Origin of the sequence: Sneathiella sp., from assembly GCF_002694385.1 — a bacterium.
GTDB lineage: Bacteria > Pseudomonadota > Alphaproteobacteria > Sneathiellales > Sneathiellaceae > Sneathiella.
This window is the reverse complement of the sequence record NZ_NZMB01000012.1, coordinates 424,536-444,631: the sequence shown is the minus strand read 5'-3', so window position 1 is coordinate 444,631 and position 20,096 is coordinate 424,536. Positions and strand designations below refer to the sequence as shown.

Genomic DNA, 20,096 nt, shown 5'->3' with positions numbered 1-20,096 from the left:
GGAAAAATGACACCTTTTGGCCTTCGCGTAAGAAGCCTGCGCAAAAGCCGCTCCATTACGCTGAAACAGATGGCGGCCGACCTTGAAATCAGCGCGGCCTATCTCTCGGCGCTGGAACATGGCCATCGCGGCCGCCCGTCCTGGAGCCTGGTTGCGCAAATCTGCGATTATTTCAACATCATCTGGGACGATGCGGAGGAATTGCAGCGCCTCGCCTCCCTCTCCCACCCCAAGGTGACCGTTGATACCAGCGGCCTCAGCCCGACGGCGACGGAATACGCCAACCTGCTCGCCGTGCAGATACGCCAGCTTCCCGAATTGCGACTGCGCGAGATGCTGAGCTATCTGAAGGGCAGCGGCGGCACCCGGCAATGAGCGCGCCCCGCGCCGACAAGGCTGTCCGCCTCGCGCAAGGGGTGCAGAAGCTGCTGCTCGATTTGGGATATGACAGCCTGACGGAAGTAAAACTGCGCATCCGCCGCCGGGTGGATGTCATGGGGATAGATGAGAAGGGCCGCATTATCATTGTCGAGGTGAAATCCGGCCCCGCCGACTATCGCGTCGATGAGAAATGGCGCGAATATCTCGATTTCTGTGATGAATTCTATTTCGCCGTCGATGCGGATTTCCCGCAAGGGCTGATCCCGCCGGAAAACGGCCTGATTGTCGCCGACAGTTTCGGCGGGGTCATTCTCCGCCCCTCCTCAGATTTCAATCTGAATGCTGCCCGGCGCCGCAACGTCACGCTGCGCTTCGCCCGCATCGCCGCCCGCCGCCTGTTTGACGCCGAAACCCCGATAAAGGAGAAGTTCGATGTGTTCTAACGCCCCCGAGGGCACCGCCCTCCCCACCGTTTTTATCGACAATCCCCGCACCCGCGTCACCGAATGGCGATTTAAAAAGCGCGGCGATGCCACGGGATGGCATACACATCAATATGACTATGTGGTCGTGCCGCTGTTCGATGGCTTTCTTGATATCGACCTCCCGGACGGCACCCGCACCCGCGCCGAGCTTAAAACCGGCATCCCCTATTTCCGCGAGACCGGCGTCGAACATAATGTTCTGAACGGCAACGACTTCGAATGCGCCTTTATCGAAGTTGAGTTTCTAACGGCGGACCCGAAGGGGTTTTAGAAACTACCGATAAATATCATCCTTTGAAAGATAATTGGTGACATAGTCGGTGATGCCGTCCTCTAAACTGCGGAAGTTGCCGCCGAAGCCGGCGGCGCGGAGTTTCTGCATGTCGGCTTCCGTAAAATACTGGTATTTGTCGCGGATTTGCTCGGGCGTATCGACGTAAGAAATCTTTTCGTCCATACCGGCGGCCGCAAAAACGGCGGCGGCGAGGTCTTTGAAGCTTCTCGCCTTGCCGGTGCCGAGGTTGAACAGGCCGGACACCTCCGGATTATCGAGCAGCCAGAGGATGACATTCACGCAATCCTGCACATAGACGAAATCGCGGAGCTGCCCGCCGTCCTCATAATCGGGGTGGTGGGATTTGAAGAGGGTGACGGCCTCCCCGCTTATAACTTTCGGATAGCATTGGGCAATCACGCTTTTCATATTGCCCTTGTGATATTCGTTCGGCCCATACACGTTGAAGAATTTAAGTCCGGCCCATTGCGGTGGCGTCACGGCGCCCCGCTTTATCTCGCGGGCGACGAATTTGTCGAAGGCATGCTTGCTCCAGCCATAAAGATTGAGCGGATGCAGGCGGCTCAGCGCCTCCTCACTCTCCGCATCGTTGAAACCGGCGCTGCCATCGCCATAGGTCGCGGCGGAGGAGGCGTAGATAAACGGGATGGCGTTGTCGGTCGCAAAGCGCCACAGCATCCGGGTGGGGGCGAAATTGCGCTTCAGGATCAGATCGCCATTGGTCTCTGTGGTCGCCGAGATCGCACCCATATGAATGATGGCGCGAAAGCGGCTATCATTGCGGTTCAGCCAGCCTTCCAGATCGTCCGGATCGACAAAATCGCAAATCGTTGATTTTGCGATATTTTTCCATTTGTCACCACTTTCCAGCCAGTCGCAGACAACGATTTTCTCGCCCCGCTCCGATAGGGCCGCGACGATGTTGGAGCCGATGAAACCGGCGCCGCCGGTGACCAGGACCAGATTTGCCATATTCCCTCCTTACCCGTCCTTTTTGCCGAGCATTTTCTGAATGGTGCCGGTGGTGCTGAAGCCGTCCTTCAGCGTGGCGAGGAAAATCCGCCCGCCATAAGCCTCCACCATATCCGCGCCAACGACGGTTTCCCGCGTGTAATCCGCGCCCTTGATCAGAACATCCGGCTGGATCGTCTCGATCAGGCGGATCGGCGTATCCTCGGCAAAGGGCACGACAAGATCCACATCGGCCAGCCCGGCGAGGACGACGGCCCGCGCGCTTTCATGGGTGATGGGGCGCTCCGGCCCTTTGAGGCGGCGGATGCTGTCGTCGGTGTTCAGCCCGACAATCAACCGGTCGCATTGGGCTTTTGCCTGCCGGATCAAGGAGATATGCCCGGGATGCACGAGATCGAAGCAGCCATTGGTGAAGCCGACCTTGAGCCCGCGGGAGCGCCAGTTGGACACCCGCTCCATCGCGGCGTCCAGCCCCGTGACCTTCATTTCCAGCCCGCCAATTTCCATGTTATGCAGGGATTGCTTCACTTCGGCCTTGGTGACGGCGGCGGTGCCGGATTTGGAAACGGCAATGCCGCCTGCGAGATTGGCGATGCGGGCCGCATCCTTTAGGGACGCCCCGGCGGCGACGGCGAGCGCGAGCGCGGCAACCACGCTGTCTCCCGCGCCGGAAACATCGAAGACTTCCTGCGCTTCGGCGCGGATATGATGGGCCTCATCGGCGGTGACAAGGCTCATTCCCGCTTCCGACCGGGTGACAAGAATGGCCGAAATCCCGGCTTTCGCCATAAGGGAGCGGGCCGCTTCTTCCACCTGATAGTTGGTATCGCAGGGCATGCCGCTCGCTGCGACCATCTCCTTGCGGTTGGGGGTCAGCAGCGTGACCCCCGCATAGCGGCTGAAATCCCGCGATTTTGGATCGGCAATGACCGGGATGCCCTTCCCCTTCGCATGGGCGATGACATGACGCAGGACCGTATCGGACAAAACACCCTTGGCATAGTCAGAGAGCACAATGATATCGGCGGATGCCGCCACCTCCTGGAAGGTTTTGAGAACATTCCCGGCGGTTTTCGGTTGCAGCGGGTGAGAGGCTTCATGATCGCCGCGCAGAAGCTGCTGGCCATCGGCGATAAAGCGGGTCTTGACCGTGGTCGGACGACCGACCGATTTCACCAGATGTGGCATCATGGCATTATGCGTTTTGAAAAGGGCTTCCAGTTCAATGCCTTCGGCATCTTCCCCGACGACGGAGACAAGGCGCGCCCGTCCGCCAAGGGACGCGATATTCCGCACCACATTGCCCGCCCCGCCCGGCATCTGCGACTGATGGGTGATGCTGAGGATCGGGATCGGCGCCTCGGGAGAGATGCGGGAGGCACGGCCGTAAACAAACCGGTCGAGCATCACATCACCAATAACCAGCGCCTCTATATCGGCGAGCTTGTCCATGATTTTGAGTAAAGAGGAACGGTTTTCCATCGGTCAATCAACCAGTTTCAGCGATTTTTCAAGCGCCCCGCAGAGCATGTGGCCAAGGGTGATATGCATTTCCTGGATCCGGCGGGTGGAGGTGGCGGGCACGATCAGCGCCACATCGGCGAGCTCCGGCATCCGTCCGCCATCGCGCCCGGTGAAGGCGGTGGTGACAAGGCCTTTTCTGCGGGCCATTTCAAGGGCCTTCACCACATTGGGGCTGGTGCCGGAGGTGGTGATGCCGACAGCAACATCGCCGGACTTGCCGAGGGCGTCAATCTGCCGGGCGAAAATTTCATCATAGCCAAGATCATTGGCCCCGGCGGTAAGCGCCGAGGTATCGGTATTAAGCGCGAGGGCGGCAATGGGTTTGCGGTTATCGACAAAACGGATGACGAGCTCCGCCGCCAGATGCTGCGCATCCGCCGCGCTGCCGCCATTGCCGAAAAACATGATTTTGTTGCCGCTCTCAATGGCGGCGACCCAGAGGCGGAGCATCTTCTGAAACGGCTCCGCGAGCCCGGCTTGCGTACGAGCAAGAATCTCGCGGTGATCGTCCAGCTCGCGGTTAAAGTAATCTAGCGGATCCAAGAAAAGCCTCGCGCCTGAAAATGAAGTAGACTGGACATAGTTAGTATAATCTTACCGCCCCTGCAAATGCCGAGTTGATGTGAACGTACTGCAAATTCATTCAATGCGGCGGAATCCGGCCCGCGGCAACATCCTTTATGAGGCGAAGCTGGCGGGGCAGCAGCTTTTTAAGTGCATATTTTTCAAGCGCCAGCTTCCTCGCGGCATTGCGGATATCCTGAAACTCCGGGGCATTATCCAGCACTTCCTCTATTTGCCGGGCAAAGGCTTCCGGATCGCCAAAAGGGGCAAGAAAACCGGTCTCCCCATGGCGGATTACTTCCCGCACGGGCGCGGTGTCGGACCCGACGACAAGCCCGCCGCAGGCCAGGCTCTCGATCAGGGACCAGCTTAGCACAAAGGGCACGGTCAGATAGGCCCGCACGGTTGAAAACTGCAACACTTTCACATAGTCGCCATAGGCAAGCGGTCCCGTAAAATGAAGGCGCTCAGGATCGGGCTTCAACTCGGCGACCATACGCTTGCCCCAGCCTTCCCCGTCGGGGAGCCTCGCTCCATAGGCGACGCGATCTTCGCCGACAACCACAACATGCAGCTTCGGCCGCCGTTTCATCAGCATTGCGGCGGCGCGCATAAATTCGGGAAAACCGCGATAAGGTTCCATTCCCCGTGTCGCGTAAGTCAGGATCTCACCGGCATGGGTGAGGTCAAGATTGCCGATTTTCTTTACCGCATCGGGGTTTGGCCTGAAAAAATCCGTATCCACCCCGTCATGCAGCAGCGAAAGCTTGGAATGAAATACAGCGGGAATTTGCGTGCGTTGAAACCGGGTCGGCACCTGCCCCCAGTCGGATGTGGCAAGATCCATCAGAAGGGGGATATTCTTGCTGTGAATGCGCGCGGCATTGTCATAGCTCATGGCAGACGGATCCAGATAATCCGCATCCGACCCGTGCGCGTGATAATACCATTCGACATAGCTGAGCAGCCGCGCCTTTGGAAAGACTTCCTTGACATACAGGCTGTTGCCCCATCCGGAATGGGCGCAGATGATATCCGGCTCAAACCCTTTCTTCTTTAGCTCCAGACAATTGCGGAAAACCGCCTGGGCGTTCAGAACGGCCGCTTCGGCGGGCCGCAGATAATGATGTGTCGCCTTATTTATTTCCCGATGCGGTTTGTAGATAATATTACTGACATTGGGAATCCCGGCAGGAACCCGTTGCGACATGAAAATGACCCTGTTGTTCTTGTCCGNCGCNAGATGACGCGCAACATGGCGGTATTGCGCGGGGAAATTATTNTGCAAAAACAATATGTTCATCTGGGCGTTCNNGGNNTTTTCGGNANATCTTTNGAGANGCGTTCCGCGCGCGGNTCNGTGCTGTCAAAGCCGCTGAANGGCTGGTTGAGGCGGGTNTTCGCCATGGCGATGTAATCGGGATTAATATCAATGCCGATGCTGTTGCGGCCGAGGATNTGGGCGACGCGCGCGGTTGTTCCGCTNCCNANAAAGGGATCAAGGATCATGTCGCCNGNNTTGGAGGACGCGCGNANNATNCGCTCGATCAAGGCCTCCGGCTTCTGTGTGGGGTGCGGCAGNCGNTCCGCNTGCNCAGTAATGCACATGGCTGAANTGCCAGACGTCGCCGGGATTNGCGCCCGCCATATTATTGCGTTTGCGGTAATATTTCTGCGGCACCCGCACCTCATCGAGGTTGAAGCANGCCTCCGGNCCCTTTGAGAACCACAGAATATCCTCATGCCGCGGGGAAAACCCNCGCTTGCGCCCCATGCCTTGCGTGTAATGCCAGGTGATCCAGCCCTGCGGCGTCAGGCCCAGNTCCTCTTCCATCATGATATACAGGCGGGAAATGAATTTGACGCCCATGAAACAATAAAGCGATCCGCCGGGCTTGAGNNTNCGGACGGCCGCCCGCAGCCAGCTATCGGTAAAGAGGCGATAGGCGTCACGGGTTTTCAGATCGACATTATTGCCATAATTCTTGCCGAGATTATAAGGCGGATCGGCAATGACCAGATCGATGCTTTGCGCCTTGAGCCGGGCCATTTCCGACGCCGCATCGCCGGAAATCAGGGTGCTTTTCAGGACAGGCTGATCCATCCGGGCTATTGCGGAGACCGTTTCGCCATGATCCGTTGCAGGGTGCGCCGGTGCATGTTGAGGCGGCGCGCCGTCTCCGACACATTGTGATCGCAGAGCTCATAGACGCGCTGGATATGTTCCCAGCGGACGCGATCCGCCGACATCGGATTTTCCGGCGGCGTGGGCAGGGCGTCACTTTCGGCGAGAAGCGCGCTGACAATATCTTCCACATTGGCGGGCTTGGCGAGATAGTCGATGGCGCCGGCCTTTACCGCCGCCACGGCCGAGGCGATATTGCCATAGCCGGTCAGCATAACGATGCTGGCCTCCTCATTCACCTTGCGGATTGCCTCCACCACCTCAAGGCCGTTGCCGTCCTGAAGCCGGAGGTCGATAACGGCATAATCGGGGGCGGATTCGGCGGCGCGCCGCTTCCCTTCGCTTACCGAACTGGCAAGGGTCGGCGTAAAACCCTTGCGCTCCATCGACCGGCCAAGGCGGTTCAGAAAAACCTCATCGTCATCAACGATAAGCAGTGATTTCCTGTCGTTCATTCATCCGCTCTTCTTGTTTTGAACTTGTCGACAATCCGCTGTCGCGGACAGATTAGCATATTTCTCAACTACTGAAAGGATCAGATTTTTCAAGCACCCGGCGCGACCAGATAATCTCCACCACCGCGCCGCCTTGCCGGTGATTGCGAAAACTGAGATCGCCGCCGCTGCGCCGGATCAGCATATCGGCGATGAAGACGCCAAGGCCCATACCGCCCTTGCCCCGGCGGCTCGACATATAAGGCTCGCCCAGACGGCCGAGAATTTCTTCGGAAAAGCCGGGGCCGTCATCATGAATTTCCGCCCGCACCAGCCGATCATTCCAGTAAAGGTCGATATCAACGCGACTTCTGGCGAATTCGGCGGCGTTGCTGACCAGGTTGCCAAGGCCATGGCGCAGTTCCGCAGTCAGGAAAAGATGCGGAATATCCGACGGNTCCCCATGGGTCCGGATGACAAATTCCTTNCCGCTGTCATGATATTTCTCGGTAACGAGGGAGAACAGATTATCAAGGGCCAGGAAGTTGTGATGCGGGGAATCCTTGATAAATCCGCCGGTCTCCGGCCCCTTTGAGAGCTGCGCCAGCACCTCGGCGCATTTTTTCGCCTGATCGTGCAGCAGCGCCGCATCGGCCGCGGCATCGCTCCCCTCCGGCAGGGACTGCGTGAGCTCTTCCGAAACCAGCAGGATCGTATTGAGCGGGGTGCCGAGCTCATGCGCGGCGGCGGCGGCAATACCCCCGACGGCGGAAAGCTGTTGTTCGCGCGCCAGCTCCGCCCGGGCAATGGTCAGCGCGTCATATATTTTACGCTGGTCCGCTGCGATCATCCAGGCATAGCCGGACAGAAACGCAGTGCCGAGCACCAGCGCAGACCAAAGGGCCAGCAGATAGGTATCCGACAGCAGAAGAGAGTTCGGTGGTAGCGGCAGCGGCTCAAAAAACCATGTCAGAAAGGTGATGCAGGCAAAGGTGGTCAGCCCGAGAAATACGGTGCCTTGCCGGGGCAGATTGTTCGCGGAAATGGTGACCGGCACCAGAAACAGGACGGAAAAGGGATTGGTCAGCCCGCCGGTGAAATACAGCAGCCCCGCCAGTTGCAGGATGTCGTAAAACAGATACAGGATGGCGCCGCGGTCCGGAATGCGGGCGGCGGGCTTGCGGTTCAAACTCACCAGGATGTTCAGGATCGCACTTGCCCCGATCAGCAGCCCGACCGGGATCAGGGGCAATTCATATCCGAAGATAAAAAAGACGATCAACACCGTCAGCGCCTGTCCGAGAACAGCCAGCCAGCGGATATAGACGAGGGTTTTAAGGCGCATCCCGCTGGAGGCGAGAGAGATGGGGCTGCTGTCCTCGGGATTTTGCCACTCACGGGCTCTGCTTGCCTGAATGCTCATGGCGCCGGGGGCCTCATTTTCGTCATCACAATAATATCAGACATATAAATGCCATCTTTGCTCCCTTACTCTATAGCAGTATTCTGTTTTCCAACGAATAGTCAAAAGGGAAGAAGAAGATGCATACGACACTCACGGCGAGCCGACGCAAATTCCTGACATTAGCAGGGGCCAGCGCCGGCGCATTCATGCTGGGCTCCGGCAATGTCGCCCTTGCCGGCGAGGCGCAGGACCAGCTTGTGGAAAAAGCGAAATTCACCATTGCCGATCTTGCCACACGTTCGGAAATGGATCAGTTCCGCTCGCTTCTGGCCGTGGCCAAGGGCGTTGTTATTTTCCCGCAGGTTCTGAAAGCCGGTTTCTTCGTTGGCGGCGCGGGTGGCAGTGGCGTGCTGCTTGGCAAGGATGACGTAAACGGCTGGTCATCCCCGGCTTTTTACACCATGGGTCAGGGCAGCATTGGCCTGCAATTCGGCGCGCAGGTCAATGAACTGGTGCTGGTCGTCATGACGGAAAAGGGCCTGCAGGCGATTATCAACAATCAGGTCAAGCTGGGCGGTGATTTGAGCGCGGCGGTTGGCCCGGTTGGCACGACGCTCGGCGCGTCCACAACGACCAATATGAAGGTGGATGTGTTCTCCTTTGCGATTTCCAAGGGGCTGTTTATTGGCGCTTCGGTTGAAGGCTCGATCCTGTCTTCCAATACGGATTCCAATGAATCCTACTATGGCCGTCCCGTCAGTGCGCGCCAGCTGGTGATCGAACGGACGATTTCAAATCCCCAGGCCGATGGCCTGAAAGCCGAGCTGATGAAGGTGGAGCGGAAATAACCGCTTCATCCGCAGTCACGATTTATGACTGTCTAGCCTTTCAACAACACGGGAATGACGGTTCTGTCTTGCATGGTCAAGCGCCGTCCTTCCCGTGAAATCGGTCAGATTGGGCGATGCGCCCTTCTCCAGAAGAATTTCCACAATTTCAAGATTGCCCGTCTTGGCGGCCTTGATCAGGGCCGTTTCCCCCTGCTGGTTTTCCTCATTCACCTTGGCTCCGCTTTCTATCAGCAAAAGCGCGGCCTTGGTTGAACCATAGGCGGCCGCCTGCATCAGGGCGGTATTGCCAAAAGGATCGGCAAGATCTACTTGCGCGCCGTGTTTAAGAAGGGTCTGCACCGTTTTCGGCACGCCGGCAATGGCCGCATGATGCAGCAGGGGTACTTTCTTGAGATCCCGGATATTGGGGTTGTTTCCCGTCAGCAGGAATTTTTCCACCGCATCGGCATTGCCATAGGCGGCATTCTGGAAAACCGGGTCCTGGCCGAGCAGAGACGACTGGGCAACCCCTTGCGGAACAGCCGCGAATATCAGGAAAATAATAAGAAAACAGAACCTCATAATGGTCCCTCATCCCAATTCTGTGTCGAATTCTCCACAATTATTGCCTCAATTCATACTCAATTCTCGGCAAAATCGCAAAAAATACTGACAATGACCGAAAGCTTTCCTATATTATGTTGCGGTGCAGCGTAATTTTGCCTGCAACAGATAACAGTTTTCCTCTGCAACGGGATCCTGTGACAAGAGGAGAGTAGGTCGTGCTTTACCAACTCAAAGAAATTCAGAAACTGGCGCTTTCTCCTGTCCGCATGGCGGCGCAGATTTATTCCCATGTCCTGAAAAGCCCCTATAATCCCATATCGGAGACGCCCCAGGCCCAGACCCTTGCGGCCGGATTCGATCTGTTCGCCGAAACGACGCAGTATCACGGAAAGCCGGCCTTTGGCCTGACCAGCACCCTTGTCGATGGCAAGGAAGTCGCGGTGACGGAGGAAATTCTCCATCGCAAGACATTCTGCCAGCTCAAGCATTTCAAGCGCGAGACTAAAAACAAGGATCCCAAACTTCTGATTGTCGCGCCCATGTCCGGGCATTTTGCGACGCTGCTGCGCGGCACGGTCGAGCGGATGATGCAAAATCACGATGTCTATATCACCGACTGGCGCGATGCGGCGAATGTGCCTTTTTATGAAGGCCGCTTCGATCTTGATGACTATATCGATTATATTATCGACTATCTCGATATCCTGGGTCCGGACACGCATGTCATGGCGGTGTGCCAGCCGGGCGTGCCTGTGCTGGCCGCCATTGCCCTGATGGCGGAGCGGAACAGTCCGAATGTGCCGCGTTCCATGACGCTGATGGGAAGCCCCATCGATACACGCCGGCACCCGACGGAACCCTGTAAATTGGCGATGAGTCACTCTATCGAATGGTTTGAAACAACGGTGATCCATCATGTGCCGGTCGGGTATCCGGGTGCGTTTCGCCGCGTCTACCCCGGGTTTTTGCAGCTTTGCGGCTTTGTCAGCATGAATTTCGGCCGTCATATGGAAGCCCATATCAAGCAGTTCGACCATCTTGTCGAGGGCGATGGCGACAGCGCCGACAGACACCGCGCCTTCTATGCAGAATATAATGCGGTGATGGACCTGACGGCGGAGTTTTATCTTCAGACTATCGAAACCGTGTTCCAGAAACAGGCGCTGGCCAAGGGGGAAATGATGTATCGCAAGACCCATCTGATCCGTCCCGAGCTGATTACGAAAACCGCCCTGATGACGGTTGAGGGGGAGCTGGACGATATTTCCGGCATTGGCCAGACCGTTGCGGCCCATGATCTTTGCTCCGCCCTGCCCGATGAGATGAAAACCCATTACGAGCAGAAAAATGTCGGCCATTATGGCGTCTTCAACGGCCGTCGCTTCAATGCCGAGATTGCCCCGCGGATCAGTGATTTCATTCGCCGTAGCGAGCCGGGGGCGCGGACCCGGAAAACGGCGGCAGAAACAGCGGTGATCCCTGTGAAAACGGAAAAGCCGCAAGCCGCACCGGCGAAGAAGAAGACAGAGGTTGCAAAAAAACCGGCAACCGCTAAAACCGGTGCAAAGACGGCGGTGAAAAAGCCGGCGGTCAAGGCGGGTCCGGCCAAAGCGGTCGCCCCGAAACCGCGCCGCAAGACGACATCCACCGCCGCCAAAGGAACGACAGGGAAGCAAACTGAAAAGGCCTGAGGTGGGGTGACGGAAAAACCATTCTGGGAGACGGTCGCACTTGCGGACATGACACGCGAAGAGTGGGAATCCCTCTGTGATGGCTGCGGCAAATGCTGCCTTCTCAAGCTGGAGGATGAGGACACCCTCGATCTTTCCTATACCGATGTGGCATGCCGCCTTCTGGATATGGGAAGCTGCCGTTGTTCCTGCTATGAGGAGCGATCCCGCCTTGTGCCGGATTGCGTCACCCTGACGCCCGATATTATTCCGAACCTGCGCTGGATGCCGAAAACCTGCGCTTACCGGTTGATTTCCGAAGGCAAGCCGTTGCGCTGGTGGCATCCGCTTGTCTCCCATGATCCGGAAACAGTGCATCAGGCCGGTATTTCCGTGCGCGGGCGTGTGGTTTCCGAACGCCGGGCCGGTGATCTGGAAGAGCATATTGTGGACTGGCCGGATGAAGACAGTGACTGATGCGACAGTGCCGGTTCTGGTTTCCGGGCCAAGGCCGCATCTGCTTTTCGGCGGCCGGAAATATCCGCTGGAAGTAAAGCATTCAACGCGCGCGGCGCGTATACGCCTCAGGATTGACCCGAAACGGGGCATCGTTCTCAATCTGCCACTGCGGGTTTCCGTGGCGGCGGGGCTGTCGTTTATTGAAAAGGAAATCGACTGGGTTGTCGCCAACCTCGACAGACTGCCGGAGGCGGTGCCTTTTTGCGATGGCGCCCTGCTGCCCATCATGGGGACGCCACACCGGATCACCCATGCGCCGGACCGTCGCGGCGTCGTCTGGATGGAAGCGGGCCGGATTTATGTGGCCGGCCGGGAAGAGCATCTCCCGCGCCGCGTTCGCGATTGGGTGCGCAAGCTGGCCAAGACGGAAATCAGCCGCCGCGCCGAGGCGTATGCCGCCCGTATTGGCAAGAGTTACAAGGGTATCACCCTCCGGGATCAGGCGTCGCGCTGGGGGAGCTGTTCCTCGACCGGGCAGCTCAATTTTTCCTGGCGTCTGCTGCTGATGCCCGAAGAGGTGATGGACTATATCGTTGCTCATGAGATTGCCCATCTCCGCCATATGAACCATTCCCCGGCGTTCTGGCGGCTGGTGGATATGCTGCATCCGCGTGTGCCCGCTGCGCGAAAATGGCTGAAAATAAACGGCGCCGAGCTACATAAATATGGCGCCGACATGCAGGAGGGGGTATGAGAGAGGCTCAATGAACGAATAGTCTCTCTTATGAAATCCCTGCATCCCTCTTCTGTTCTTTTCACTCTTTACCTTGCGTCGGCGGTGGCGCTTGGGCCGTTGTCGACGGATATGTATCTGCCGACATTTCCGAGCCTTGCGGAATTCTTCAGCGCGAGCGCGGCGGAGGTGCAGCTTACGCTCAGCGTTTTTTCTTTCGGCATCGGGGTTTGCCAGCTCATCTATGGGCCGCTGACCGACAGGTTTGGACGACGCCCGGTGATCCTCCTCGGCCTGTCGATTTTTATCATCGCGAGCGCGGGCTGTGTGGTCGCGGACACCATTGAACAGCTTATTCTTTTCCGGTTTTTACAGGCCCTTGGCGTTTGCGCCGGGCTGGTGGTGCCGCGCGCCATGGTTCGCGATCTGTTTGCGCGGGAGCAGGCGGCGACGCAGCTTTCCCGCATGGGGACGATCATGGGGCTGGCCCCGGCGGTGGCGCCGGTTCTCGGCGGCTATGTGGCGGCGCTCTATGGCTGGCAGGCGGTGTTTATCGTTCCGGCTCTTGTGGCGCTGATCATTGTGCTGGTGACGATGTTGTTTGTCGATGAGTCCCACCAGAATCTCAATCGCAACGCCCTGCATCCGGGGCATATCATCCGCAATTACGCGGCCCTTCTCCGCAGCCGGGAATTTCTCGGCTATTCCCTGACCGGCGGCTTTGCCTTCGGCGCGCTCTTTTCTTTTATTTCCGGCTCGCCGCTTGTGCTGATCAATGTCTATGGCGTCGCGCCGGAGGTGTTTGGCTATTATTTCGCGGCCATGGTGCTGGGTTATATGACGGGAACGCTGCTCGGACCCTATTTCACGAAACGAAAGGGGCTGAACGCCTCCATCTGGATCGGCACGCTGATCATCGCGGCGGGCGGCCTCCTCATGACACTCACCGCCTGGAGTGGGGTCGGCACGGAGTTTTCCGTCGTCATTCCCATGGTTCTTGCCGCGGTCGGGATCGGAATGGTGCTGCCGCAGACACAGGCGGGCGCCATGGCGCCCTTCCCCACGATGGCCGGATCGGCTTCGGCCCTGTCAGGCTTTATCATGCTGGGATTTTCCGCCCTGCTCGGCTATATCGTTGCGGCGTTTTACGATGGCACGCAATATTCCCTTGTCTATGCCATTGTGCTGACAGGATGCCTTTCCGCAATTGTTTTCCGTCTGCTGATCCGCAAGGGCAGCCACGATGAGGCAGCCTGAGCTGCGGATCAGGGCCGCGGGCTGTCGCCCGGAAATGAGGACGTGTTTGGGCGCTTGGCGGGGGCGGCGGTCCCGCCTGTATCCGGTGCGGCGGGCTTTGTCGTCTCGGCATTTTGCGCGGTGAAAGCCTGGACAATTTTATCCCACAGGCTGCCACCGTCCTTCTTTTCTTCTTCGAGACGGGTGAAGGCGACGGCCTGGCCGGTTTCCGAATGGGTGACGAAATCCTTCCAGGCGACGGCGGGCAGGCTGCTGCCGGTGACCTGTTTGGTCGCGGAACCGTCGTCATTGCCGAACCAGACACCGGCGACAAGCTCCGGTGTGAAGCCAATGAACCAGGCGTCGCGGTAATCCTGCGTCGTGCCGGTTTTTCCGGCGGCGGCAAAGCCGGGGTTGGCGGCCTTTGCTGTTCCCCAGTTGATCGCGGCACTCATCACATCCTGCATCTTGTTGATGGTGGCGGCGCTGACGATGCGTCCCTGCCCCGATGACTGCCGCTTGTAAAGAACCTCCCCGTCCTTCTCGCGGATTTCAAGAACGCCGAACGGCAGGACCGCTATCCCGCCATTGGCAATGACCGCATTGGCGGCGGTCATTTCCAGAAGTGACACCTCATTGGTGCCGAGCGAGATGGACGGGTGCAGCGGAAAATCGCCGCTTAGCCCCAGATTGCGGGCCATTGTCGCCACTTTGTCGCGGCCGACGCGTTCTGTCACCTTGACCGCAACAGTATTGATGGACCGGGCAAAGGCTTCGCGCAATGACATGTCGCCATTATATTTTCGGGTGTAGTTCCCGGGCGTCCAGCCGTTGATATTGATCGGCCCGTCATTGAAAACATCGTCGGGAGCGAGGCCGTTTTCAAAGGCGGCCATATAGACAACCGTTTTAAAGACCGATCCCGGTTGGCGGCGGGCCAGGGTCGCACGGTTATAAACCGACTTTGCATAGGAACGCCCCCCGACCATGGCTTTGACCGCGCCACCGGGCGTCATGGCGACAACCGCCCCCTGACTCACATCCATCTGTGCGCCATCGGCCTTCAGGCGCGCTTCCAGCGCCCGCTCCGCCGCGGACTGCATATCAAGATCGAGCGTTGTCGTAACGATCAGATCCTTCTCGGTGCGCCCGATATAGGCCTGTACCTCGCTGACAACCCAGTCGGAAAAATACCGGACATTGCGGAAATCCTGACTGGCGTTGATAAGAACGGCAGGGTTTGCGCGCAGCCTTTCCGCTTCTGCTGCTGACAGATATTCTTCATCCACCATACGGGCAAGGACAACACTCGCCCGATCCTGCGCCCGCTTCAGGTTGCGGGTTGGCGCGTAATAGGTGGGGGCCTTCAAAAGGCCGGCCAGCATGGCCGCTTCGGCCGTGTTCATTTGCGGTGCCGGTTTCGAGAAATATTTGCGGGAGGCGGCATCAATGCCGTAGGTGCCAGAGCCGAAATACATGCGGTTGAGATAAAGCGCGAGGATTTCATCCTTGGTATATTCCGCTTCCAGCCAGAAGGCGAGCAGGGTTTCCCGGATTTTCCGCCCCATCGTGCGGTCAGGAGTGAGGAACAGGTTCTTGGCGAGCTGCTGCGTGATGGTGCTGCCGCCCTGCACGATGCGTCCGGCCTGATAGTTCCGGATCGCCGCGCGGGCGAGGCTCATGGGATTGATGCCGAAATGGCTATAGAAATGGCTGTCTTCAGTGGCGAGGACGGCAAGTTTCATATTGTTGGGAATCTGCTCGATGGTGAGCATGTCGCCATAGAGATCGCCATAGGTGGAATAGCGAATATTATCGCGTGTTTCCAGCACCATGGAGGGGCGCTTTTCAATCACGCCGATACCGGATATGTCGGGTAGGGTCAGGGCGAAATAGCCGAGGAAAAGCCCGCCGATCAGCAAGCACCAGACAAGCAGCGTTCCGCCCCAATTGAGAAGTGGCGTCAAGAGGCCGCCGTTGCCCTTTTTTGATCCCTTGCGTTGCCGTGAACGGGGGTTGGACGTTCTCCGTGCGCCGCCTTTCGCGCTGCGCCGCGTCGCGCCGCCCGGCCCCGGCCTTTTATTGCCTGCGGGGCGCGCCCGTCCGGTCCGCGTCGGGCTGCCGGATCCTTTTGATGCCTTCTTCATACCAAACTCAATCGTTACTCATGGCTCCAGCCGCCAGAACGGGAGCAGCAATACTCAACATATAAGGCAAAAATGAGATTTTTCCCGCTTTCTATGCGTTGACGGGTTATCTGCCTCCCTGCCGTTGATGAAAGGCGATGCAGTTGCCATCCTCGTCGAGAATGGAAAACTCCCGTGTGCCCCAGGGTGTTTCGTGAAGCGGCGCATTGGGGTGAACAACCCCTTCCCCCTGGCATTTTTCATAAAGCGCATCAATGCCGTCCACTTCAATGCGGCAGCTTGTCATCTTCGGAATTCCAAGGTCCGTACAATACCAGAAATGCAGCTCAATCCGGTCCCGCAGAGTGACGGCATATTCATTCGCGGCGGCATATATTTCCGTAAAGCCGAGCTTTGACGTGTAGAAATCGACGGTTTTCCGGATATCGAGGGACGCGAGAACCGGCGTCGCCGCAACCAGCGTTGCATCTTTCAGAGATGTCGATGGCATGGCATTTTCTCCTTTACTGATGCCGCCCCATTACAGATGACGCCGGTCAGGCGTCGAGGAAGCTGACCTTCAAAGCATTGTCCTGAATAAAGTTGCGTCGCGGCTCCACCACATCGCCCATCAAGGTGGAAAAGACCTCGTCGGCTTCGTCGCCGTGATTGATTTTAACCTGCAGCAGGGTGCGCGCTTCGTGATCCAGCGTGGTCTCCCAAAGCTGTTCAGGGTTCATTTCGCCAAGCCCTTTGTAGCGCTGGATGGTGAGGCCGCGTTTACCGAGTGTGGTCACGGCCTCCATCAGATCCAGCGGGGAATTGATGGTCTGGCGCTTGTCCTTGTGGATGAAGACAGACGGCTTCGTATAAATCGCCTGCAACTCCTCCTTCATGGCGTTGAGCTGGCGCGCCTCGGCGGAATGGATCAGATTGCTGTCCACAAGCTGCACTTCGGTCACGCCGCGGACTTCCCGGCTGAATTTCAGGCTGAAGTCCGGCAGGATCTCTCCTTTCCATCCGCGTTCCGTTTCGGACGAGATGGCATCCAGACGGCGGGCGACAAAAGCGGCGGCTTCGGGTCCACGGGCGGCATCGCTCAAGACGTCGTCGCTGAGCGCGCCGGCAATGGCCACCTGCTCGACCACTGCGCGGTTCTGCACACGGGCGATGGCGTCGATCAGGTCGCGGGCCTGGCGGGCGCGGCCGACAAGGGCACGCAGGTCTTCCCCGCTGCGTTGTTCTCCCGACGCCAGTTCCAGCACCACCTCTTCCATACCCTGATCAATCAGATAATCATCCATCGCCTTCTGATCCTTCAGATAGACCGAGGATTTGCCCTTCGTCACCTTGTAAAGCGGCGGCTGGGCGATATAGAGATAGCCCCGTTCGACCAGTTCCGGCATCTGCCGGTAAAAGAAGGTGAGCAGCAGGGTGCGAATGTGGGACCCGTCCACGTCCGCGTCGGTCATGATGATGATCTTGTGATACCGCGCCTTTTCGATATCAAACTCCTCCGGTCCGATGCCGGTGCCGAGTGCGGTGATCATGGTGCCGATCTCGGTGGAGGACAGCATGCGATCAAAGCGGGCGCGTTCCACGTTGAGAATTTTACCGCGAAGGGGCAGGACGGCCTGATTGAAACGGTCCCGTCCCTGCTTGGCGGAGCCACCGGCGCTGTCGCCCTCGACCAGGAACAGCTCGGAAACCGCCGGGTCGCGCGACTGGCAGTCCGCCAGCTTGCCGGGCAGGCTGGAGATATCAAGCGCGCCCTTGCGCCGGGTCAGCTCCCGCGCCTTGCGGGCCGCTTCACGGGCGGCGGCGGCCTCAACCACCTTGCCGATGACATTCTTAGCATCCGCCGGATGCTCTTCAAACCACTGGCTGAGAGCGTCGAAAACCGAGCTTTCGACAATCGGCCGTACCTCGCTGGAAACCAACTTGTCCTTGGTCTGGGAGGAGAATTTCGGATCCGGCACCTTGACCGAGAGGACGCAGGTCAGCCCCTCCCGCGCATCGTCGCCGGTAATTGTCGCCTTTTCCTTTTTCGCAATGCCGCTGGAGGTGGCGTATTGGTTGATCGCCCGGGTCAGCGCGGCGTGAAATCCGGCAAGATGCGTGCCGCCGTCGCGTTGCGGGATGTTGTTGGTGAAGCAGAGCACATTCTCATGATAGCTGTCGTTCCATTCCAGCGATGCTTCTACCGTGATCCCTTCCTTCTCCGCCATCAGATTGATGGTCTCGGACATAAGCGCGTTTTTTGACCGGTCGAGATATTTGACAAAGGCCGCGATGCCGCCATCGTAATGCAGGTCCGTCTTTACCGGTTCGGCAGAGCGCAGATCATTGATCTGGATATAGACGCCCGAGTTGAGGAAGGCCAGTTCGCGCAGGCGATGCTCCAGCGTCGCGAATTCAAACTTGATATTGGTGAAAGTTTCCGGCGACGGGAAGAAAGTAATCTCCGTTCCCGTCTTGCCCGCCGCATCGCCGACAATTTCAAGGGGGCCCAGGGCATCGCCATGCGCAAAGCTGATGCGATGTTCCTTGCCGTTTCGCCAGATGGTGAGATCAAGCCGGGTGGACAGCGCGTTGACCACGGAGACGCCAACGCCATGAAGGCCACCGGAGACTTTATAGGAGTTCTGGTCGAATTTTCCGCCTGCATGCAGCTGCGTCATGATCACCTCGGCGGCGGACACGCCCTCTTCCTGATGGATATCCACCGGAATGCCGCGTCCATTGTCGCGCACCGTCACCGATCCGTCGCCATTCAGAGCCACATAGACCAGATCACAATAACCGGCCAGCGCCTCGTCAATGGCGTTGTCCACCACCTCATAGACCATGTGATGCAGGCCCGAGCCGTCATCGGTATCACCGATATACATGCCGGGACGCTTGCGCACGGCATCAAGGCCTTTCAGAACCTTGATGGAGTCCGCGCCATATTCCTCTGTCTGCAACTGACCTTCGCTGTTACTCATTACGTCGTCTTTCCCTTTAGCGACCGGCCGTCTGGCAAAGTGCGCCATTTTCGACCGTCAGAAACTGCGCCCGGTTTCCAAGTTCGGAAAACAGGGCGTAATCGGTGCCTGTCATCCAGGCCTGTGTCTTCATATCCTCGATCTCGTCGAACAGCGCCGTGCGTCGCCGTGCATCGAGATGCGCCGTGATCTCGTCCAGCAGCAAGACCGGCGCGCGCCCCTGCAGGCCGGCCTGCAACCGCGCATCGCCAAGAATGATGGAGATCAGCAGCGCTTTCTGCTCGCCGGTCGAGCAGAGCGCCGCCGGCATCCCCTTATCCTTGTGCAGAACGGCGAGATCGCTGCGATGCGGCCCCTGTCCCGTACTACCCGTCATCGCATCCTGCCGCCGGGCGGTTTCGAGTTCCTCCCGGTATCTGTCTTCCACAGCAAGGGCGGACATCTCTTCCAGCCAGCCCTCCAGTAAACCCTCTGCGCCCAGCTCCGCCTTTGGAAAGGCGCGGGAGGGGGCATCCTGCTCCGTCGCGCTCATGACGCCATTGAGCCGTTCCATCGCTTCCCGTCGCGCCGCCGCAATGGCCGTTCCCGTCTGCGCCAGCGTTCGTTCCAGGGAGGCCAGCCAGTGCCGGTCAAACCGTCCTTCCTTCAGCAATCTGTTCCGCTCTCGCATTACCTTTTCGAACGAGGTCATGCGCCTCCCATGGGCCGGATCAAGGCCAAAGGTGAGGCGGTCGAGAAAGCGTCGTCGCCCGCTCGCCCCTTCCTGGAACAGCCGGTCCATCTGCGGCGTCAGCCAGCTGACGCGAAAATGATCCGCCAGGGCCGCCGCGCCACTCATGGTCTGCCCATCAATGCGGACCTGCCGTCGTTCCGTCGGCTCGCCTTCCGTGCTGCCGCCTCCCGCCAGAAGACCCGTGCCAATCCGACACTCTCCGGCATCGGAATGAACTTCTGCCGCCACCGCCCAGCCGCCTGCGCCGCTTGTCTTGGCGACATCCACCAGCTTCGCCCGCCGCAACCCCCGGCCGGGGGTTAAAAAGGAAATCGCTTCCAGCAGGTTTGTCTTGCCACTTCCGTTCGCGCCGGTGAGAACGACAGGACGGGCGTCGGTTTCTACCTTCAGATGCGTGTAATTGCGAAAATCTGTCAAAATCAGGCGCGTGATAACATAGGCCGACACAAACGGCTCCTCTATGGCGACACCCGGGATCCGGATACCCGTCTCAGAGGCGGGCAATGGTTT

At 58.4% G+C, this 20,096-nt stretch carries 21 protein-coding genes and 1 pseudogene; 9 read left to right on the top strand and 13 right to left on the bottom strand.

The window, feature by feature from the left end; genetic code table 11:
- The first annotated feature begins 6 nt into the window (after nucleotides 1-6).
- The 3 genes from CMN55_RS08770 to CMN55_RS08760 are packed head-to-tail and all read left to right on the top strand — an operon-like array spanning nucleotide 7 to nucleotide 1,137.
- Nucleotides 7-375: a helix-turn-helix domain-containing protein gene (locus tag CMN55_RS08770; protein WP_293949411.1), complete on the top strand. Its 369-nt coding sequence runs from the start codon at nucleotides 7-9 to the stop codon at nucleotides 373-375.
- Entirely contained in the window at nucleotides 372-824 is a 453-nt protein-coding gene (locus CMN55_RS08765) for an MmcB family DNA repair protein (RefSeq protein ID WP_293949410.1), read from the top strand. The genes CMN55_RS08770 and CMN55_RS08765 overlap by 4 nt, the downstream gene beginning before the upstream one ends.
- Nucleotides 814-1,137: a cupin domain-containing protein gene (locus tag CMN55_RS08760; RefSeq protein ID WP_293949409.1), complete on the top strand. Its 324-nt coding sequence runs from the start codon at nucleotides 814-816 to the stop codon at nucleotides 1,135-1,137. Before CMN55_RS08765 ends, CMN55_RS08760 begins: the two co-directional genes overlap by 11 nt.
- A 3-nt stretch (nucleotides 1,138-1,140) precedes the next feature.
- Here CMN55_RS08760 and rfaD read toward each other — a convergent pair whose 3' ends face one another.
- From rfaD to CMN55_RS08725, 8 genes and pseudogenes are all read right to left on the bottom strand, one after another.
- The gene (gene rfaD, locus CMN55_RS08755; protein ID WP_366932016.1) at nucleotides 1,141-2,124 is read right to left on the bottom strand and encodes an ADP-glyceromanno-heptose 6-epimerase; all 984 of its coding nucleotides are present in this window, start codon (nucleotides 2,122-2,124) and stop codon (nucleotides 1,141-1,143) included.
- An 18-nt stretch (nucleotides 2,125-2,142) separates the two neighbouring features.
- Entirely contained in the window at nucleotides 2,143-3,615 is a 1,473-nt protein-coding gene (gene rfaE1, locus CMN55_RS08750) for a D-glycero-beta-D-manno-heptose-7-phosphate kinase (protein WP_293949407.1), read from the bottom strand.
- 3 nt (nucleotides 3,616-3,618) lie between these two features.
- Nucleotides 3,619-4,200, bottom strand: coding sequence for a D-sedoheptulose 7-phosphate isomerase (locus CMN55_RS08745; RefSeq protein WP_293949406.1), 582 nt, complete (start codon nucleotides 4,198-4,200; stop codon nucleotides 3,619-3,621).
- Nucleotides 4,201-4,300: 100 nt separating this feature from the next.
- Nucleotides 4,301-5,524, bottom strand: a complete 1,224-nt coding sequence (locus CMN55_RS08740; RefSeq protein ID WP_293949405.1) for a glycosyltransferase family 4 protein — start codon at nucleotides 5,522-5,524, stop codon at nucleotides 4,301-4,303.
- Nucleotides 5,521-5,829: pseudogene (locus CMN55_RS17185) on the bottom strand (DNA methyltransferase). Before CMN55_RS17185 ends, CMN55_RS08740 begins: the two are co-directional and overlap by 4 nt.
- Nucleotides 5,720-6,271 (bottom strand): DNA-methyltransferase, encoded by a 552-nt coding sequence (locus CMN55_RS08735; protein ID WP_459253657.1) that lies wholly within the window; start codon nucleotides 6,269-6,271, stop codon nucleotides 5,720-5,722. Before CMN55_RS08735 ends, CMN55_RS17185 begins: the two are co-directional and overlap by 110 nt.
- Before the next feature lie 59 nt (nucleotides 6,272-6,330).
- Complete coding sequence (locus CMN55_RS08730; protein WP_293949403.1) at nucleotides 6,331-6,861, bottom strand: ActR/PrrA/RegA family redox response regulator transcription factor; 531 nt, start codon at nucleotides 6,859-6,861, stop codon at nucleotides 6,331-6,333.
- 64 nt (nucleotides 6,862-6,925) lie between these two features.
- A complete protein-coding gene (locus CMN55_RS08725; RefSeq protein ID WP_459253656.1) occupies nucleotides 6,926-8,185 on the bottom strand; it encodes an ActS/PrrB/RegB family redox-sensitive histidine kinase in 1,260 nt (419 codons plus the stop codon).
- A gap of 175 nt (nucleotides 8,186-8,360) precedes the next feature.
- Here CMN55_RS08725 and CMN55_RS17180 point away from each other — a divergent pair, with 175 nt between their 5' ends.
- Both CMN55_RS17180 and CMN55_RS17175 read left to right on the top strand, forming a co-directional pair.
- On the top strand, nucleotides 8,361-8,672 hold the full coding sequence (locus tag CMN55_RS17180) for a hypothetical protein (protein WP_366932015.1): 312 nt from the start codon (nucleotides 8,361-8,363) through the stop codon (nucleotides 8,670-8,672).
- 34 nt (nucleotides 8,673-8,706) lie between these two features.
- Entirely contained in the window at nucleotides 8,707-9,093 is a 387-nt protein-coding gene (locus tag CMN55_RS17175) for a lipid-binding SYLF domain-containing protein (protein ID WP_366932014.1), read from the top strand.
- A 15-nt stretch (nucleotides 9,094-9,108) separates the two neighbouring features.
- On the opposite strand, the gene CMN55_RS08715 is transcribed toward CMN55_RS17175, so the two are convergent.
- Nucleotides 9,109-9,657 carry an ankyrin repeat domain-containing protein gene (locus tag CMN55_RS08715; RefSeq protein WP_293949400.1) on the bottom strand — a complete coding sequence of 183 codons (549 nt, stop codon included), beginning with the start codon at nucleotides 9,655-9,657 and terminating at the stop codon, nucleotides 9,109-9,111.
- A 200-nt stretch (nucleotides 9,658-9,857) separates the two neighbouring features.
- On the opposite strand from CMN55_RS08715, the gene CMN55_RS08710 reads away from it, so the two are divergent.
- The 4 genes from CMN55_RS08710 to CMN55_RS08695 are packed head-to-tail and all read left to right on the top strand — an operon-like array spanning nucleotide 9,858 to nucleotide 13,761.
- Nucleotides 9,858-11,333 carry a polyhydroxyalkanoate depolymerase gene (locus CMN55_RS08710; RefSeq protein WP_293949399.1) on the top strand — a complete coding sequence of 492 codons (1,476 nt, stop codon included), beginning with the start codon at nucleotides 9,858-9,860 and terminating at the stop codon, nucleotides 11,331-11,333.
- 6 nt (nucleotides 11,334-11,339) lie between these two features.
- On the top strand, nucleotides 11,340-11,789 hold the full coding sequence (locus CMN55_RS08705) for a YcgN family cysteine cluster protein (RefSeq protein ID WP_293949398.1): 450 nt from the start codon (nucleotides 11,340-11,342) through the stop codon (nucleotides 11,787-11,789).
- Nucleotides 11,773-12,525, top strand: coding sequence for a M48 family metallopeptidase (locus tag CMN55_RS08700; RefSeq protein WP_293949397.1), 753 nt, complete (start codon nucleotides 11,773-11,775; stop codon nucleotides 12,523-12,525). The genes CMN55_RS08705 and CMN55_RS08700 overlap by 17 nt, the downstream gene beginning before the upstream one ends.
- 30 nt (nucleotides 12,526-12,555) lie before the next feature.
- Nucleotides 12,556-13,761 carry a multidrug effflux MFS transporter gene (locus tag CMN55_RS08695; RefSeq protein ID WP_293949396.1) on the top strand — a complete coding sequence of 402 codons (1,206 nt, stop codon included), beginning with the start codon at nucleotides 12,556-12,558 and terminating at the stop codon, nucleotides 13,759-13,761.
- Nucleotides 13,762-13,769: 8 nt separating this feature from the next.
- Here CMN55_RS08695 and CMN55_RS08690 read toward each other — a convergent pair whose 3' ends face one another.
- From CMN55_RS08690 to recF, 4 genes are all read right to left on the bottom strand, one after another.
- On the bottom strand, nucleotides 13,770-15,887 hold the full coding sequence (locus tag CMN55_RS08690; protein ID WP_293949395.1) for a transglycosylase domain-containing protein: 2,118 nt from the start codon (nucleotides 15,885-15,887) through the stop codon (nucleotides 13,770-13,772).
- 106 nt (nucleotides 15,888-15,993) lie between these two features.
- Entirely contained in the window at nucleotides 15,994-16,377 is a 384-nt protein-coding gene (locus CMN55_RS08685; RefSeq protein WP_293949394.1) for a bleomycin resistance protein, read from the bottom strand.
- 46 nt (nucleotides 16,378-16,423) lie between these two features.
- Nucleotides 16,424-18,853, bottom strand: a complete 2,430-nt coding sequence (gyrB, locus tag CMN55_RS08680; RefSeq protein ID WP_293949393.1) for a DNA topoisomerase (ATP-hydrolyzing) subunit B — start codon at nucleotides 18,851-18,853, stop codon at nucleotides 16,424-16,426.
- A gap of 16 nt (nucleotides 18,854-18,869) precedes the next feature.
- The gene (gene recF, locus CMN55_RS08675) at nucleotides 18,870-20,033 is read right to left on the bottom strand and encodes a DNA replication/repair protein RecF (RefSeq protein WP_293949392.1); all 1,164 of its coding nucleotides are present in this window, start codon (nucleotides 20,031-20,033) and stop codon (nucleotides 18,870-18,872) included.
- Nucleotides 20,034-20,096: the final 63 nt, after the last annotated feature.